Origin of the sequence: Sphingomonas sp., from assembly GCF_035998645.1 — a bacterium.
In the GTDB taxonomy this organism is placed as follows: domain Bacteria; phylum Pseudomonadota; class Alphaproteobacteria; order Sphingomonadales; family Sphingomonadaceae; genus Sphingomonas.
In genome coordinates this window covers 121,785-139,249 of record NZ_DASYHL010000003.1, presented here as the reverse complement: position 1 = coordinate 139,249, position 17,465 = coordinate 121,785, and the positions used below count along the sequence as shown (strand labels likewise).

At 66.6% G+C, this 17,465-nt stretch carries 10 protein-coding genes; 2 read left to right on the top strand and 8 right to left on the bottom strand.

Going from position 1 to position 17,465, the window contains the following annotated elements; genetic code table 11:
* Positions 1-40 precede the first annotated feature (40 nt).
* From VGN66_RS04670 to VGN66_RS04635, 8 genes are all read right to left on the bottom strand, one after another.
* Positions 41-1,516, bottom strand: coding sequence for an NAD(P)/FAD-dependent oxidoreductase (locus tag VGN66_RS04670; RefSeq protein ID WP_327517695.1), 1,476 nt, complete (start codon positions 1,514-1,516; stop codon positions 41-43).
* A gap of 66 nt (positions 1,517-1,582) precedes the next feature.
* Positions 1,583-3,988 (bottom strand): S9 family peptidase, encoded by a 2,406-nt coding sequence (locus VGN66_RS04665; RefSeq protein WP_327517694.1) that lies wholly within the window; start codon positions 3,986-3,988, stop codon positions 1,583-1,585.
* A gap of 85 nt (positions 3,989-4,073) precedes the next feature.
* On the bottom strand, positions 4,074-8,282 hold the full coding sequence (locus VGN66_RS04660) for a translocation/assembly module TamB domain-containing protein (RefSeq protein ID WP_327517693.1): 4,209 nt from the start codon (positions 8,280-8,282) through the stop codon (positions 4,074-4,076).
* On the bottom strand, positions 8,282-10,396 hold the full coding sequence (locus VGN66_RS04655; RefSeq protein WP_414713193.1) for a BamA/TamA family outer membrane protein: 2,115 nt from the start codon (positions 10,394-10,396) through the stop codon (positions 8,282-8,284). Before VGN66_RS04655 ends, VGN66_RS04660 begins: the two co-directional genes overlap by 1 nt.
* A 121-nt stretch (positions 10,397-10,517) precedes the next feature.
* Complete coding sequence (locus VGN66_RS04650) at positions 10,518-12,614, bottom strand: malate synthase G (RefSeq protein WP_327517692.1); 2,097 nt, start codon at positions 12,612-12,614, stop codon at positions 10,518-10,520.
* 81 nt (positions 12,615-12,695) lie between these two features.
* Positions 12,696-13,148 (bottom strand): MarR family winged helix-turn-helix transcriptional regulator, encoded by a 453-nt coding sequence (locus VGN66_RS04645; RefSeq protein ID WP_327517691.1) that lies wholly within the window; start codon positions 13,146-13,148, stop codon positions 12,696-12,698.
* Positions 13,149-13,251: 103 nt separating this feature from the next.
* Positions 13,252-14,559, bottom strand: a complete 1,308-nt coding sequence (locus tag VGN66_RS04640; RefSeq protein ID WP_327517690.1) for an MFS transporter — start codon at positions 14,557-14,559, stop codon at positions 13,252-13,254.
* Between the two features lie 11 nt (positions 14,560-14,570).
* Positions 14,571-15,362, bottom strand: a complete 792-nt coding sequence (locus VGN66_RS04635; protein WP_327517689.1) for a 2-keto-4-pentenoate hydratase — start codon at positions 15,360-15,362, stop codon at positions 14,571-14,573.
* A 237-nt stretch (positions 15,363-15,599) separates the two neighbouring features.
* On the opposite strand from VGN66_RS04635, the gene VGN66_RS04630 reads away from it, so the two are divergent.
* Positions 15,600-16,619, top strand: a complete 1,020-nt coding sequence (locus VGN66_RS04630) for a LacI family DNA-binding transcriptional regulator (RefSeq protein ID WP_224923134.1) — start codon at positions 15,600-15,602, stop codon at positions 16,617-16,619.
* A gap of 158 nt (positions 16,620-16,777) precedes the next feature.
* Positions 16,778-17,431 carry an RpiB/LacA/LacB family sugar-phosphate isomerase gene (locus tag VGN66_RS04625; RefSeq protein ID WP_327517688.1) on the top strand — a complete coding sequence of 218 codons (654 nt, stop codon included), beginning with the start codon at positions 16,778-16,780 and terminating at the stop codon, positions 17,429-17,431.
* The last annotated feature ends 34 nt before the right edge of the window (positions 17,432-17,465 follow it).

Genomic DNA, 17,465 nt, shown 5'->3' with positions numbered 1-17,465 from the left:
CCGGCTCAAGGCCGGGGCGACGAAGAGGTGGCCGGTTCTTTTACGCCAGCTCGCGCACCCGCGCCGGTTCGGGGTTGGAAAACTCCATTCCCGCATCGATCCCGCCGAACTTCAGGTCGATCAGGTCGAGCGTGTAATTCTGATGCACCCGCCACGGGCGCTTGTCGCCCTGTTTGGGAAAGCGGTCGATCGCGCGCTGGACATAGCCGGAGGTGAAGCTGAGGAAATCCTCGCGCGTCACATCCGCGCCCACGCGCGGCGTCGCCTGACGCATGCCGCGCTTCTTCATGGTGTTGAGTAGGCGCGCGACATAGGCGCAGGTCAGGTCCGACTTCAGCGTCCAGCTGGCATTAGTGTAGCCGAAGGACGAGGCGAGGTTCGGAATGTCCGAATACATCATCGCCTTGTAACCGAGCGACTGCGCCGGCTCGACCCGCGCGCCATCGACGGTGAACGGCACCCCGCCCATCAGCTGCAGGTCCAGCCCGGTCGCGGTGACGATCACGTCGGCGGGCAGCAATTCGCCCGACTTCAAACGGATGCCGTCTGCCTCGAATCGCTCGATATGGTCGGTGACCACCGACGCCGCACCTTCGCGGATCACGGCGAACAGATCGGCATCGGGGACAAGGCAGATGCGCTGGTCCCACGGATTGTAGCTGGGGGTGAAATGGGTCGCGACGTCATAGTCCGGCCCCAGCTCGTCGCGGACCATCTGAACGATCCGCTCCTTGGTCTTTTCCGGCTTCTTGCGTGCGATGCGGTAGAAGAACTGGCCGAGCGCAATGTTCTTGATCCGGGTCAGGCGATAAGCGAGCCCGCCGGGCAGCTTCGCGCGAAGCCAGTTGGCGATGCCATCCTCGCTCGGCCGCGAGACGATATAGGTGGGCGAACGCTGCAGCATCGTCACATGCGCCGCGATCTTCGCCATTTCCGGCACCAGCGTCACCGCGGTTGCGCCCGACCCGATCACCACCACGCGCTTGCCGGCGTAATCCAGGCCCTCGGGCCAATGCTGCGGATGGACGATCGTGCCCGCGAAATCCTCGCGCCCCTCGAAATGGGGCAGATAGCCGGCCTCGTAATTATAATAGCCCGAGCACATGAAGAGGAAGTTGCAGGTAAACTCCACCCGCTCCCGCTCCGCCCCGCGCTCGACCGTCACGCTCCAGCGCGCATCGGGGGTGGACCAGCTGGCGGCGACGACGCGATGCTGGTGCCGGATATGCTGGTCGATGCCATGTTCGCGCGCGGTTTCGTCGAGGTAGCGCAGGACCGACGGCCCATCGGCGATCGCCTTCGCCTGTGTCCACGGCTTGAAGCTGTAGCCGAGCGTGTACATGTCGCTGTCAGAGCGGATGCCGGGATAACGGAACAGGTCCCACGTCCCCCCGCTCCGCGCGCGCCCTTCGAGGATCACATAGGAGCGGTCCGGGCAGTCGCGCTGCAGGAAATAGCCCGCGCCAATGCCGGAGATTCCGGCACCCACCACCACCACGTCGAAATGCTCGGCCATCGCGCTCTCCTGAGCCCGATACTTACATGCGTGTAAGTTGAGCGCAATGGCCTCCGGGCGGCGGCTTCACTTCGCGCCCGGCACCTTCGCAGTCTTCACATAGGTGTCGAACCAGTCGAACATCTCGTCGAGCGTGTGCAGCACGGATTCGCGTCCGCGATAGCCATGGTCCTCGTGCGGCAGCATCACCAGCCGCGCGGTGCCTCCGGTGCCCTTGACCGCCGCGAACATCCGTTCCGACTGTTCGGGGAAGGTGCCCGGATTGCTGTCATTCTCACCATGGATGAACAGGATCGGCTCGTTGATCTTGTTCGCCGCCATGAACGGGCTCAGCCGGTAATAGGTGTCGGGCGTGTCCCAGAATACCCGCCGCTCCGACTGGAAGCCGAACGGCGTCAGCGTGCGGTTATACGCGCCCGATCGGGCGATCCCGGCCCGGAACAGGTCGCTCTGCGCGAGCAGATGCGCGGTCATGAACGCGCCATAGCTGTGGCCGCCGACGCCGACGCGAACCCCGTCGCCAAAGCCGCGCTGCACGGTGAAGTCCACCGCCGCCTTGGCGCTCGCGACGATCTGTTCGATGAAACTGTCGTTGACCGTTTCCGGGTCGGCACCGACCACCGGCATCGCCGCACGGTCGAGCACTGCATAGCCTTGGGTCAGAAAGAACAGATGCGACATGCCGCTGATGCGGGTGAATCGATAGGGGGAGTCGCGGTTCTGCCCGGCGGTCGCCGCGTCATTGAACTCGCGCGGATAGGCCCAGACCACGACCGGGAGCTTGTCGCCGGGCTTGTAGCCGGGCGGCAGATAGAGGGTCGCGGTCAGATCGACGCCATCGGCACGCTTGTAGGTGACCAGCTCGCGCTTGATCCCGGTCAGTTCGGGATGCGGATCGGGGAAGTTGGTCAGGAAGCGCGCGGTCCCGCCCGCATGGAGCTTCAGATTCCCCGGATCGGTCGGGCTTTCATAGGACGTGATGAAGCTGCGTCCGTCATCGGACACCACATCGAGCACCGATTCGAGCTGTTCCCCCGAATTCCGCCAGATCTCTTCGGTCTTGAGCGTCGCGAGATCGAAGCGGCGCAGGAACGGGCGCAGCCCGTCGGGCGTCGCGCCTGCGCCCGACAGGAGCAGCTTGCCATCGCTGCTGCGCGCGACGTCGAAACCGCTCCCGGTGACGGTCGTCAGCGGGCTGCCGGGGTCGGCATAGGCATCCTGCACGTTGCGGATGCTGAGCTGGCGCGGCGCGCTGCCCCCCGTCACATCGACCAACGTCTCGCGCATTTCGCGGGTGTCACGATCATAGTCCTGCACGATCAGATCGTCCGACTTCTCGATCCCGACCATACCGGCAAGACGGTCCTCGAGCCGCGCGAGCAGGCGGGGCGCGCCGGTGAACGGCGCGGCGAGCGCCAACAGATTGTCGCGATTGGCGGATTTCACACGCGGATCGCCGCCATCCTGCGCCTCGCTCCACAGCAGCAGCGCGCCTTCCGTCGGATGCCACTCGATGTTGCGGCGACCGGTTACGACCCCCTGCACCGGCAGCGCATCGGCGAGCGGCTGTTTCGCGACCGTCTGCACCAGCTTGCCGTCGCGGGTATAGACCGCGCTGGTTACCGGAAACCGGCTCCATGGCACCTGATAGGAGAAAGGCCGCTCGAGCCATTCCATCAGCAGATACTTGCCATCAGGCGACGCCGTGACCGATGTGTAGATGCGCGGAACGCCGACCGAGCGCCGGGTGCCATCGGCTGCGACAATCACCGGCTGGCTGGTCGCGAGCCAGGCGAACATCGCTTCGTCATGCGGGTTCTGAAGCAGGTCCTGATAGGTGCGCGTCTGCGCCGCCTTGCCACCCGCAGCATCCTGGATCGCCGGGCCGACCGGGGTCAGCGAGCGGGTCGGCATCGGTCCGCGCTGTTCGGGGATGGTCAGCACCAGCAGCGAGCCGTCGGCCAGCCAGCGCGCATTCTGGAAGATCGGGTTGACCCCGCCCGTCATCACCTTGCGCGCCTGCGCCGTCTTTGAATCGAGGGTGTAAAGATCAATCGCGTCGGCGCGGGTGTTCGTGAAGACCAGCTTCGACCCGTCCGGCGCCCAGGCGACGTCCGAGATATCGGGGTCGGCCGGGAGGGTCACGCGGCGCACGGTACCGCTGGCGATGTCCTGCAGCGACAGGCCAACTGAGGCGCGCGTGCCGTGGCGATCATTGGTCGACGGATCCAGCCGCAACCCCGCGAGCTTCTCCATCGGCTTGGCAAGATCGGCGACCGGCGGCAGCGCCACGCGCTCCATCAACAGCATCTGCTTGCCGTCCGGCGATACCGACACGCCAGGGCTGGGCGCGCGGGTGACGATGTCGGTCACGGCCTGGGGCGGGGTCTGGTAGCCCTGTTGCGCGAGGGCCGGGGCGGCAAGCCCGACAGCGAGTGCGAACGACGAAATAACAACAAGCGATCGGTGCATCGGGGACCCTCCGTTGCGCCTGCCTAGGCGCAACGGAGCCGATTGATCAACCGCGTCCTGTCGCGCGGAGGCGTGGCCAAGCCGCTCAATAATCCTTGGAATATTTGAGGCCCGCGCGCGATCCGCCGAACGACCCGGTCGCCGACAACAGGCTAAGCGCACGGGTCAGCGCGATCTCCAGCTGGACCGCAGTATAGCCGCGTGCGTCGGTGATGATCTCGACATAGATGTCGTCGGTCAGATACTGACCTGCTGCCAGCGCCATGCCGCGCCCGGTGGTGTCGTCCTCACCCAGGATGCGCAGTCGGTCGATGCCCGCCGCCGAGCGCAGCTGCCCAAGCGGATTGAGCCCGCCGCCCGTCGCGCGGAGCGAGTTCAGCGCGGCGGCAAGCTGGATCGCCTCGGTCGCCGACAAATTGGTGACCGAGCTCCCGAACAACAGACGCGAGAGCACTTCGTCCTGCGGCAGGCTGGGGGTTGAGCTGAACGCGATGCGCGGTACCTGTCCGCTGCCCGAAATATTGATGTTCGCCGTGACTCCATCGGCGGTGGTGGTCGCGGCGATGTTGATCTGCGGATCGGCGAGCGGGCCGCCTTCGAAGCTGACGATGCCGCGGGTCAGTTCGAACCGCCGGCTGGCAAAGCTATAGGTGCCGCGCACCACGCGTGCCTCGCCCGTGACGATCGGTGCGGCGGAGGTGCCGGTCACCTGCATCCGCGCGCTCCACTCGGACTCCAGCCCCATGCCCGACACGAACAGGCGGTTGTCCGCGACGATGCTGACATTGAGGCGGAAGATGCCCGCTGGTTTGACGCGGGTCGGGCGCTTGCCATCCTCGGTCAGCTCGCTCTTGCGATAGACGCCGGTCAGCTCAGGCACTTCGGCGGCGCCCTGCCGGATGATCTGGTAGCGCGCTTCGGGGATGATGATCCTCCCCTCGATCAACCCGCCGTCGAGCCCGTTGGTGATGCGCAGCTGCCCCGTCGCAGTCGCGCCGAGCGCGTTGCTGCGGGCGAGGCGCGCGTTGCGGAAGCGTGCAGTGATATCGACCGGGAAACCCTGTTCCGCCGAAAGCCCGATCGTCCCTGACGCGCTCACCCGGCCGGTGCCCGCGACCGCCTCAAGCTGCCCGATTTCCAGCGTGTCATTGTCGAACTGCCCGGTGACGGTCATCTGCGACAGCCGCGTGCCCCAGGTCTCGTTCTCATAGGTCAGCTTCTCGCCGCGCAGCTGCCCGGTGAGTTGCGGTGCGCGGACCTGACCCGAGAAATCGGCGGCGACCGCGACCGGCCCGGACAGGCTCTGATTGGGGAAGCCCGCCATCGAGAACAGCACCGAGGACGGGCCGTTATAGCGGATGCCGCCAGACAGCGGCGCCGCCATCAGGCGCGTGGTCCAGCTGCCTGCGCCCGGGCCGAGCGGCTGGAGGCTCGCCACCATCCGCCCGATCGTGGTCGGTCCGCGCTTGATCAGCGCGCGCGCGTCGCCGCCATCGGGCAGCAGCCGCCCGACGAAGCTGATATCGACCGGCGACGACACGCCGCCGAGGCTCGACCGGGTGAAGTTGCTGACGTTGAGCCGCGCGATCGCCTGCGGGAAGGTCGCGTCGCTGGCCTGACTGAAATCGAGCGCGCCAGTGACCGTGCCGCCCAGCCCGGCCGTGCGCGACAGCGCATTGGCCAGCGACAGATCGAGCTTGTCGAGCCGCGCCTGAATACGCATCGCCTCGCCCCAGCTGCCCGACAGCCGGATGCTGCCCTGATCGAAATCGATTCGCGCCGGGGCGAGGGTATAGGTCGATCCGCTGACTGCGATCTGCGCCGGTTGCGCGGTCTTGAAGCCGATATTGTTGGCGTTCCCGGACAGCGCGACGCGCCACAGTTCCGGCTCGAACCGCGCATTGGCGGCGATACGGAACGGCACCGCCGACGATCCTTCGGCGAACGCCTGCGCGCTGCCCTTGCCGCCGCGATAGTCGATCTTCGCCCGCGCGCGGCTCAGCGTGAATTGCGCGTTGCGCAGGTTGGCGACCTGCGCCTCGCCGGTGATCGCGGGAGCGTCGTCATAGAGAATCATGGTGCCGTTGATGATCGCGCGCCCGATCGTCAGCTCCATGTCGCCGGGAATCTTGGCGTTGTTCGCGGTCGCGCGCACCACCGCCTGCTGATATTTGCCCGCCGCCGACAGATCGATCGCGCCGTCCAACCCGGACCCGGCAAAGGTCAGGTCGCCGTCGAACGGGCCAGCGGCAGTCTGCACGAGCTGGCCCTTGAAATCCGCCCCGGCAAAACGCCCGGCGCGCACATCGATCGCCAGCCGCGCGCCGGTGCGGACCAGCACGTCAGCGGTGAACGGGCCATAGCTCGTCTCACCCTTGGCATCGACGGCGTAGGCGCCATTGTCGCCCACGATCCGCGCCTCAAGGTCGGTAAGGCCCACGCCCACGCCCGGTCGCGGCGCACGCAGGTTCACCACCGGCCGCGTCAGGCTGCCGGTTACCCGCGCCGACAACGGACCATAGGCGTTGGACCAGGCGTCGGCGGTCAGGCTGAGCGGTCCGGCGGGGTCATAGCGGCCCGAGCCACGAATGACGCGGAACAAGGGTGCGGCAACCTTCAGGTCACTGAACCGGATGATCCCGTCTGGCCCGAAATCGAGCGACACACGCGCCACGGCATTGCCGCCAAGGAAGCTGCGCACCCCGTCGTTGAACAGCCGCGTGCTGCGCCCGACGATCCGGCCCTTGATCCCCCAGCCACCGTCAGCGGCAGCATAGAGATCGGCATCGGTCTCCAGATTGACGATGCCGATGCTGTCGATCTGATAATCGTTGACCCGCCCCTTGAGCGCGCCGGTGTAGCGCCCGGTGCTCACGTCGGCGGCGAGGATCGCGGTCGCGTCGATCCGGTCAGACCGGATGCGCAGGTTCTCCGACAGGATCTGGTCGCCGGTGATCGCGAGATCGCCCGCGAGCGTGACATTGGTCAGCAATCCGCCCGCGGCGGCATTAAGGCCCGATATCCGCGCCGCCTGCGCCTTGACCGGGATCAGGATGCGATCGGCATTCACCGTCGCCAGCCCTTCGGCATAAAGCCGCTCGACCACCGTCTCGCCAAAGCCGAGCGCGGCAGCGCGCAGCTTGTAATCGACCGTCGGCGTCGCGAACGGGCCGTTGAGCGCGACTTCGCCCGCCACCGACCGGCCATTGAGGTTCGGCGCAATCGCGCCGGGGGTGAGCAGCATCGCCTCCACCCGGAACTGATCGAAGCGGCTCTGCCCCAGATCGATTGTGCCGCTGGTCATCAGCGCCATCGCCTTTGACCGCAACCGCAGCCGCGTGTCGGCGCGCCGCTGGTCGAGTGTCGCATCGAGCGCGACCTGCATTCCGCCTGCGGTCAGCCGCTCGACCGGCCCCTTGAGATACAGGCCCGGCCGGGTCGTGCCGCGCACCTGCACTGCGCCGTTGCGCGCGGCGATGCGCAGATTGGCGAGTTCACCCGCGCCAAGCCGCCCGATCGCGCGCCCCTGCCAGTTCGACCAGCTTCCCGCGCCGCGCACGCGCACCGCGAGCGGCGCTTCGAGCTTCGCCAGCCCCGCGATCAGCCCGCCGACCGGCGCGTTCAGATCGGCGCGCAGGTCGAGCTTGTCGTCATCGGGCACCGCATCGAGCACCAGCGCAAGCGCGTCCCCGCCCGTCCGCCCCAGCGTGCGGCCATTGACGATCACCCGCGCGCGGCGGTCGGCGATCTTCGCTTCCGCCGTCAGCGTCGCGATGTGGCGCTGTCCCGCGACCGGCGCTTCCAGCACCAGCCGGTCGATGTTCAGCCGCGCGATATCTATATCGAGATCGGGCAGCATCGGCGCATTGGGATCACCGGGCTTGAGTTCTGGCAGCCGCGCCACGCGCACCAGCGGGCTGGTCGCCGAGCGCACATCGACATGATTGTTGAGGAACGCGAACGGCCGCCAGTCGACCGCAACCCGTGGCGAGGTCGCGAATACGCCCTTGGGATCACTGACCCGCACATCGCGCAGCACCATCGCGCCATAGACCGACCCTTCGATCCGCCCGACCTTGATGTTGAGACCCGACGCAGTGGTGTAGCCCGCCAGCCGATCCGCGATGAAGCGATGCCCGACCCCGGTATCGAGGATCGCGACCGCAGCGAGCAGCAGCGCGACCAGACTGGCCAGCCCGATCGCGGTCCACTTCGCAACGCGCTGCCACAATGGTGCGCGTTCGACGACGACTACCGTCGTTTCCGGCGTCTGCGCGGGCGTATCCTCAGCCATCAGAATGCTTGCCCGATCGAAATGTACAGCGCGACCTTGCTCTCGCCCGGCTTGCGCGCGATCGGGGTGGCGACGTCCAGCCGCATCGGGCCGAAATTGGTGTAGAAGCGGCCGCCGATGCCCGCGCCAAAGCGCAGCCGGCTCAATTGCGGAAGCGATTCCTCATACACCTGCCCGGCGTCGAGGAACGGCACGATCCCGAAATTGCCAAAGCGATAGCGCGCCTCGACCGCGAATTCGTTGAAGCTGCGCCCGCCCACCGGCTTGTCGTCCGGCGTACGCGGCCCAAGCTCCTGATAGCCAAAGCCGCGCACCGATCCGCCGCCACCCGCATAATAGCGCCGCGACGGGGCGAGGTCATTGCGGTCAATCCCCTGGATCGTCCCGAACCGCGCCCGGCCCGCCAGCACAATGCTGTCGGTTACCGGCTGATAGATCGTGCCCTCCACCTGCGCACGGGCATAGGGCCGCGCGGTGCCGCGCACCGAGGTTTCGGGGCTCACGTTCAGCTTCAATCGCCAGCCGCGCGTCGGGTTGAGCAGATCGTCGGACTGATCCCAGCCGGCGAACAGCGGCAGTGCGGCGATGAAATACACCCCGCGCTCGCGCGCGCCGCGCGTGAAGTCGAACCGATCCTCGCTCGTCCCGACCAGCTCGACGCCATAGGCGTAGGTCAGCTTCTTCTGCCAGATCGGCGTCGAATCATACGAAACCCGCGCCGACAGCGTGCCGGTCAGGCCGGTAAACGCCTCGACGTCGGAGCGCAGCGCAGAAGCGACGATCTGGAACGTTCGGTCGCGCTGCCCGGCATTGGATCGGCGGAAGGTCGCCGACGCGCCCTGTTCCTGCGTGCCGAGCACGCCCGTCGCGATCAGCGCGCCTTCGGGCGGGAACAGGTTGCGATGCGTCCAGCTGACCTCCGCCCGGAAGCCCTGCCCCGTGCTGAACCCGACTTCGCCGGCCAACGTGCGCGGCGGCCCCTTGGCCTGGCGTACGAGCAGATCGACCGCCTCGGTCCCGTCGGCATTGGCCTCGCCAGTCTTCACCGGCTCGACCGAGACGGTTGAGAACAGGCTGGTCGCGATCAGCGCGTCGCGCAAATCATCGACCTTGCGGCTATCGTACAGCTCGTCGCGGTCAAACCGCGTCAGCACATCGATATGATCGGGCGTGAACACCGCGTCGCCCTCGGTACGGATCCCGCGAAAGCGCGCGCGCGGCCCGGTGGTAACGGGCAAGGTATAATCGCCGGTGCGCGTCGTCTCATCGAGCAGGATGTCGCGCTGCCCGACCTCGGCAAAGGGGTACCCATTCTGCGGCAACGCGACGCTGACCGCCGCCTCCGCCGCCTGCACGCGCACCGCGTCGATCGGCTCGCCGGTGCGCAGCTTGAGATTGTCGGCGATCAGCGTGGGCGGGAGCGTGGGATCGGCCTCGACCCGGATTTCGCCGAATTTGTAGAGCGGCCCGGGCACCGCCGCGATCGTCGCCGTAACGGGTCGATCACCCTGCGGCGTCTGTTCGATCGTCGAGATAGCGGTCGCGTCGTAATAGCCGAGCGACTTCATGAGCCGCACCGCCAGCCCTTCATCCTCGCGTGCCCGCGCCCCGATGATCGCGGCATTGGCCGCAACCCCGTCGCCATCCTCCAGCGCCGACAGGTCGCGGAACTGATCCTCAAGGTCGATTTCATCGAGCCCGGTAACGCGCGTGGCGTAGCGGATTTCGACCGCCGCCTCGTCATTGCCCGCGACGGGTTCGGCAATCGGGGTGGTGTCGAATTCGGCGAGCGGTGGCAGCGGCGCGGCAATCTCCGCCTCGGTCCCTGCGTCATCGAGCGGGGGCGCATCCTCGATCGGCTCGACCGGGGCGATCGGCGGCGCCGGCGGCGTCATCTGCTCGAGCGGCGCATCCATGTCGTCGGACAGCTGCGGGAGCGCGTCGGAGAATTCGTCATCGGTGACGATCGGCTTTGGGTCCTGCGCGGGAACGGTGCGCTCGGCTTCACGCTCCAGCGTCTTCGGATCCCCGGCGGGCGCACCCTGCCCCGGCTTACCCACGCCACTATCGATCTGCGCCACCGCGACGCCCGGAACGAACGCAGCGCTTGCCAACAACAGGATTACCACACGCACGCCCGAAATAGTCCCGCCTCCCGATGGGATCGCGCCATGTTCAGACAGCACGTACCCCGACCGCTAGCGCAACGTGCCAGCGGGCGGAAGGTTCAATGGCTTAGCCCCGCGCTTTCGCCTTCGCGCGAAATGCATGTAGCGGCGGCTCGGTATAGCCACTGGGCTGAACGACACCTTCGAACACCAGTGCCCGTGCCGCCTGCAATGCGAGGCTGTCGGGATCACCGACCATCGGGCGATAAAGCGGATCGCCCGCATTCTGCGCATCGACCTTCGCCGCCATGCGCGCGAACGCCGCGTCGACATCCGCCGGGGTGGCGACGCCATGGAGCAGCCAGTTGGCGATATGCTGCGAGGAAATGCGCAACGTCGCGCGGTCCTCCATCAGGCCGATATCGTGAATGTCGGGCACTTTGGAACAGCCCACACCCTGATCGATCCAGCGCACGACATAGCCAAGAATGCCCTGCGCGTTATTGTCTAGCTCACGCGCGACCTCTTCCGCCGTCCAGTTGCGTCCCTGCGCGACCGGGATCGTCAGCAGCGGGGCCAGCGCCGGGATCGCCTCACCCGCAATCTCCTGCTGGCGCGCGAACACATCGACCCTGTGGTAATGCATCGCGTGCAGCGTCGCGGCGGTCGGCGATGGCACCCAGGCGGTGTTCGCGCCGCTCAGCGGATGGCCGATCTTCTGGTCCATCATGTCGGCCATGCGATCGGGCGCGGCCCACATGCCCTTGCCGATCTGCGCCTTGCCCGACAGCCCGTGCTTGAGGCCGATGCGGACATTGCGGTCCTCATAGGCCTTGATCCACGCGCTGCCCTTCATCTCGGCCTTGGGGATCATCGGCCCGGCGCGCATCGACGTGTGAATCTCGTCCCCGGTGCGGTCGAGGAAGCCGGTGTTGATAAAGGCGATCCGGCCCTGCACCGCATGGATGCACGCGGCAAGGTTGGCGCTGGTCCGCCGCTCCTCGTCCATCACCCCGACCTTGATCGTGTGGCGGGCAAGGCCGAGCAGATCCTCGACCGCGTCGAACAGGTCGTTGGTGAAGGCGCATTCGTCCGGCCCGTGCATCTTGGGTTTGACGATATAGATGCTGCCGGTGCGGCTGTTGCGGGTGCGGCCCAGCCCCTTGAGGTCATGCAGCGCGATCGTGCTGGTGACGATCGCGTCGAGGATGCCCTCGGGTGCCTCCGCGCCGTCGATGTGGATCGCAGGGTTGGTCATCAGGTGACCGACATTGCGCACGAACAACAGGCTGCGGCCCGGCAGCGTCAGGTCGCTCTGGTTCGGCCGCTGATAGACCCGGTCAGCGGCGAGTTCGCGGGTCAGCATCTTGCCGCCCTTGTCGAACGTCTCGGTCAGGTCGCCGCGCATCAGGCCCAGCCAGTTGGCATAGGCCGCGACCTTGTCATCGGCGTCCACCGCCGCGATCGAATCCTCCAGATCGACGATCGCCGTCAGCGCGCTTTCGAGCAGCACGTCGGCAATCCCCGCCGGATCGCTCGCGCCGATCGGGTGGGTGCGATCGACCAGCACCTCGATATGCAGGCCGTTATGCGCGAACAGCATCGACTCGCCACGCGTGCCGACGAACTGCCCGGGATCGGCGAGCGGCAGGTCGCCGCCGGAGAATTCTGCCCAGCGCATGCCGGTCAGCGGCACGGCTTCATCCAGAAACGCCTTCGCCGCCGCGATCACCTGCGCGCCGCGTTCCGCATCATAGCCGCCGGCCTTCGCCGAACCGGGCAGCGCATCGGTGCCGTACAGGGCATCGTACAGGCTCCCCCAGCGCGCATTGGCGGCGTTGAGCACGAAGCGCGCGTTGAGCGCGGGAACGACCAGCTGCGGCCCCGCCAGCATCGCGATCTCCGCATCCACGTCGCTTGTGCCGATGGTGAAGTCGCCCGGCTCGGACACCAGATAGCCGATCGCGCGCAGGAACGCCTCCTGCGCCGCCGGGTCGGCCGCGCGCACCGGGTCCGCCGCGCACCATGCATCGATCTGTGCCTGGAGGTCTTCGCGGCGTGCCAGCAAGTCGCGGTTGCGCGGGGCAAAGCGCGCGAAGATCTCCGCCGCGCCCCCCCACCAATTGTCAGTCGAGATCCCCAGCGGCGGCAATACCCGATCCTCGACGAACCGGACGAGCGGCTCGGCGACGGACAGGCCGGCGCGAATCTGGGTGGCGGTCATGGAATCCTCCTGGCTAGCAACATCGACTGCCCTGGGGAGGGATGGCTCGATTAGGCGAGAAAGGGGGGCCGGATCAAGCGCCTAGAATCCGGGCGAGATCGCCGCCGCCGCCGCCTCCACCCGCTCGAGCATCTTGCGCAGTTGCGCCTGCTCCTCGTCGTTCAGGCTGGCAAAGATACGGCGTTCGAACTCGAGCGCCTGGGGCGCAATCTGGCGGTACAGCGCCCAGCCCTCAGGGCTGAGGTCGAGCAGATGCGAGCGCTGATCGTCGGGATTGGGGGTGCGCGTCACCAACCCACGTTCGTGCAGTGAGATCGCCGCGCGGCTCACCGTCACCTTGTCCATCTGGGTGCGCCCGCACAGCGCCTGCTGGCTCATCGACCCGAACTCGGCGAGCACCGTCAGCAGCCGCCATTCGGGGATGCGCAGCCCGAACCGCGCCTGATACGCGCCCGCAATCGTCCCCGACACGCGGTTCGATGCGACCGAGAGCCGGTAGGGCAAAAAGGCGTCGAGCTTGAGTGTTGCCGTCATAGGACAGTGATGGCGCGATCGGTGCGGCGATGCAATGTTAGCATTGCTTCATTGCGCAAAAGGGGGCGGAGGGGGACAGGAAATGTCGCCCTCCGCCCGTTTATCAGACCGAAACCCGCGTCAGGCGCGGCGAGAGCAGGTGGATCGCCCCGACCGCGAGGAAATAGACCACGGTGCACGCCGCGAAGATCAGCGTGTAATTCCCGTCGGTCGCGTCGAGCACGAGGCCGGTGGACTTGGCCATGATCATGCCACCGACACCGCCGCAAAAGCCGCCAAGCCCGATCACCGACCCCACTGCGCGCTTCGGGAACATGTCCGGCGGCAGCGACAGCAGGTTCGTCGAGAATGCCTGATGTCCGGCGAGCGCCAGCCCGATCAGAACCACGGCCAGCCACATATTCTCAAGCTGCGTCACGAACAGCAGCGGGAGGACACAGCAGCCCGCGATGATCATCGTCACCTTGCGCGCGGCGTTCGGCGTCCAGCCCTTATGGATCAGGTTCGACGACAGCCACCCGCCCGCGATGCTGCCGACATCCGACAACAGATACATGACTATCATCGGCAGCAGCACGACCTTGAGATCGACATTGTAGGTGCTGGCGAAATATTTGGGCAGCCAGAACAGCATCAGGAACCAGACCGGGTCGGTCAGGAACTTGGCCACCGCGAACGCCCAGGCTTCGCGGAGCCGCACGACGCGGCTCCAGCCGATCTTCTGGATCTGCTCGGGCGGATCATGCTCGATCCAGGCGAGCTCGCCCTCGCTGACTTTCCCGCTCTCACGCGGGTTGCTGTAGAATTTGAGCCACAGCACCAGCAGCACGACGCCGAACAGGCCGGAATAGATAAACGTCTCGCGCCAATCGAGGCCGAGCCAGGTCATGAAGATCCACAAGGTCGGCGCGGTCAGGATCACACCGATCGTGGTCGCGGAGTTGACCCAGCCGATCGCATAAGCGCGTTCCTTTTGCGGGAACCACTCGCTGCTCGCACGGACGACCGAGGGGAAATGCCCCGCCTCGCCAACGCCCAGCACCACGCGCGCCGCCATGAACGACGCGACCGTGCTGGCAAAGCCGTGCATCACATGGCCGACGGTCCACACGCCGATCGCGATGGCATAGCCGATCTTCGGCCCGAACCGGTCGACCAGCCAGCCCATGAGCAGGAAGCCGAGCGCATAGGCCGCCTGGAACGCCGTGACGATGTTGCCATAGTCATTCTCGTTCCAGCCCAGTTCCTTGCCCAGATCCGGCGCGAGCAGGCCCAGCATGGTGCGGTCGATATAGTTGACGGTGGTCGCGAAGAAGAGGATCGCGATGATCATCCATCGATAGCGCCCGGTGCGAGGCACCGGCCCCGCGCGGGGTGATTCGCCGCCGGTTTCGGCCTGCGTCGCGTTCATCCATACTCTCCCTAAGCGGCGGGTCTGGCGGCCTCGATCGTGCAGCTCACCCGCATGGTTCCGAACGTGGCAGTAACCTGCGCGTTTGGCGATACCTCATGGACGCCGGTGACGGCGCCCGACGAAATCCACTGCCCCGGCCGCAACGCGATACCGCGCGCAGCCAGCGTTTCGAAGAGGAAGCGCGCCGCGCCGACCGGCCCGTCGAGCATCGTGCGTGCAGCTGCCGCGCCAATCTCGACCCCATCGATGCTCAGCGTCACCGGCCAGTCGAGAAAGCCCGAATTGCGCCAGTCGGGGATCGCATCGCCGACCACCAGACCGTGATTGTTGCCGAAGTCCGAGATCGTGACGAGCGGGCCATGCGCGTTGATGCCCGGAAAGGGCGAACTGGCGATTTCAAGTCCGACATGGACCGCGTCGATCAGGTCGGCGGCCTCGTCCAGCGTGTAACTGGTCTTGGCGGGATCGGGCGCGGTGCCGATGCGCAGCAGAAACTCCGCCTCCGCCGCGCCAAAGCCTTCGCCGAAGACCGGCATCGCGGGTGCCGGGTCGCCCTGCTGCACAAAGCCCGTGAAGATCGGCCCGGCGAGCCGGTTCGTGCCGAGCTGCCCGTCGAGCGGCGGATTGATCCGGCCGACCTTCCACCCGGCGACCTCACTACCGGTCAGCGCGAGCGCGCGGTCCTGAATCGCATAGGCGTCCGCGAGCGTGGCGGGCACGGCGCCGGGATATTCGGGGAGGCCGCGGGCATCGCGGCGCGCGGCGACAAAAGCCTCCGCAATCACGTTCAGGTCGCTCATCCACCCCTCGCTTCTATTCTTGCCGCACCGCTAGTGGAAACCGGTGTCAATGGCAAGACATCGGTTACCGCGATAACAAATTTGCCCGATAGCCCGCGAAAGCAGGCGGTTGCAACAGCGCCAGATCCCGCCGCGCCATGTCGCGGCTCCCCGTTCACCCACCCCGAATGAAACCGGTGTCATCCACTGCCTAGCGCACCGATTGGCGGCGAGCCGGTTGCGCGCTATGCACACGCCATGAAGAAAAGCGCTCAGGCGACGATCAACGATGTCGCGCGGCTCGCCGGGGTTTCCAAGAAAACCGTCAGCCGCGTCATCAACCGCTCCACCCTGCTCAACGAGGAGACGCGCGAGCGGGTCGAGAAGGTCATCGCCGAAATCGGCTATGTCCCCAACCCCCAGGCGCGCGCGCTGGCGCTGCGCCGCAACTTCCTGATCGGCCTGATCCACGACAACCCCAATCCGCACATGGTGCTCAACGTGCAGCAGGGGTTGCTGGAGGTGCTGCGCGATACCGAGTTCGAATTGATCGTCCATCCGGTCGACCGCGGATCGCCGACGATGCTCGACGATATCCGCCGCTTCCTCGAGCGCCAGCGCCCCTATGGCGTCATGTTGCTGCCGCCGATCTGCGAGAATGATTCGATCGCCGACCTCTGCAGCGAGATCGGCACCCGCTATGTCCGCATGGGTTCGGCATCGTTCGACGACCCCGAACATATGGTCGCGTCGAACGACCGTGAGGTGGTGCGCGGCGCAGTTGGGCACCTGGTCGAGATGGGGCATCGCCGCATCGGCCTGGTCCTCGGCCCGCACGGCTTCCGCTCGGCATTCGAACGCAGTCAGGGCTATGAGGCCGCGCTCGACGATGCCGACATTCCGGTGCAACGGACGCTGATCGCGCAGGGCGATTATACGTTCGAATCGGGAATGCGCGCGGCCGAGCGGCTGCTCGACCTGTCGCCGCGCCCCACCGCGGTGTTCTGCTCCAACGACGCGATGGCGGCCGGCGTCCTGCACACCGCGCGCCAGCGCGGGCTGGACGTGCCGCGCGACCTGTCGATCGTCGGTTTCGACGATACGACCATCGCCTCCTATCTCTGGCCGCCGCTGACGACGGTGCGCTGGCCGATCGCAACGATGGCGCGCGCCGCCGGCCTGAAGCTGATCGGCGATGGCGAGGATGAGGAGAGCGCCGAATCGCTGTTCGTCTCGACCCTGATCCGCCGCGCCTCGGTCGCGCCGCCAGGGGAGTGAGACGGGCAACATGACAAGCCCGTTCGCACCGTCCACCTTGCATCGCAACCTGACACCGGTTACCTAGAACCCATTGCCATCATGCTTTATGGGGACGCGCAACGCGGCCGGAATCGCCCGCTACCCCGCCACCCCCGATTACGAGAGGATTTGAGATCATGAAGATCGCGCTGATTACCGAGAACAGCCAGGCTGCCAAGAACGGCGTCATCCACGACGCGCTGACCGCCGTTGCCGAGCCGCTGGGCCATCAGGTGTTTAACTATGGCATGTATTCGGCCGAGGACAGCGCGTCGCTGACCTATGTCATGAACGGCCTGCTCGCCGGCATCCTGCTTAATTCCAAGGCGGCGGATTTCGTCGTCACCGGTTGCGGCACCGGCATGGGTTCGATGCTCGCGTGCAACGCCATGCCCGGCGTGTTCTGCGGCCTGGTGATCGACCCGACCGACGCGTTCCTGTTCGGCCAGATCAACGACGGCAACGCCATCTCGATGCCCTATGCCAAGGGCTTTGGCTGGGCCGCCGAACTCAACCTGCAGGACGTGTACCGCAAGCTGTTCGACGGCGAGCGCGGCCTTGGCTACCCCAAGGAGCGCGCCGAGATCATGCGCAAGAACCGCGGCATCCTGGCCGACCTCAAGGCGACCACCTGTCACGACATGCTGACCGTGCTCAAGAATGTCGATCAGGACCTGCTGCGCGCCGCGATCGCGGGAGAGAAGTTCGCCGAGCTGTTCTACGCCAATTCGCAGGATGACGCGATCAGCGCCTACCTCAAGAGTGTGACCGCGCAGCCCGCGCTCGCCTGATCGCGACCGCATCAGCACCCTGAACGGAGAGGCC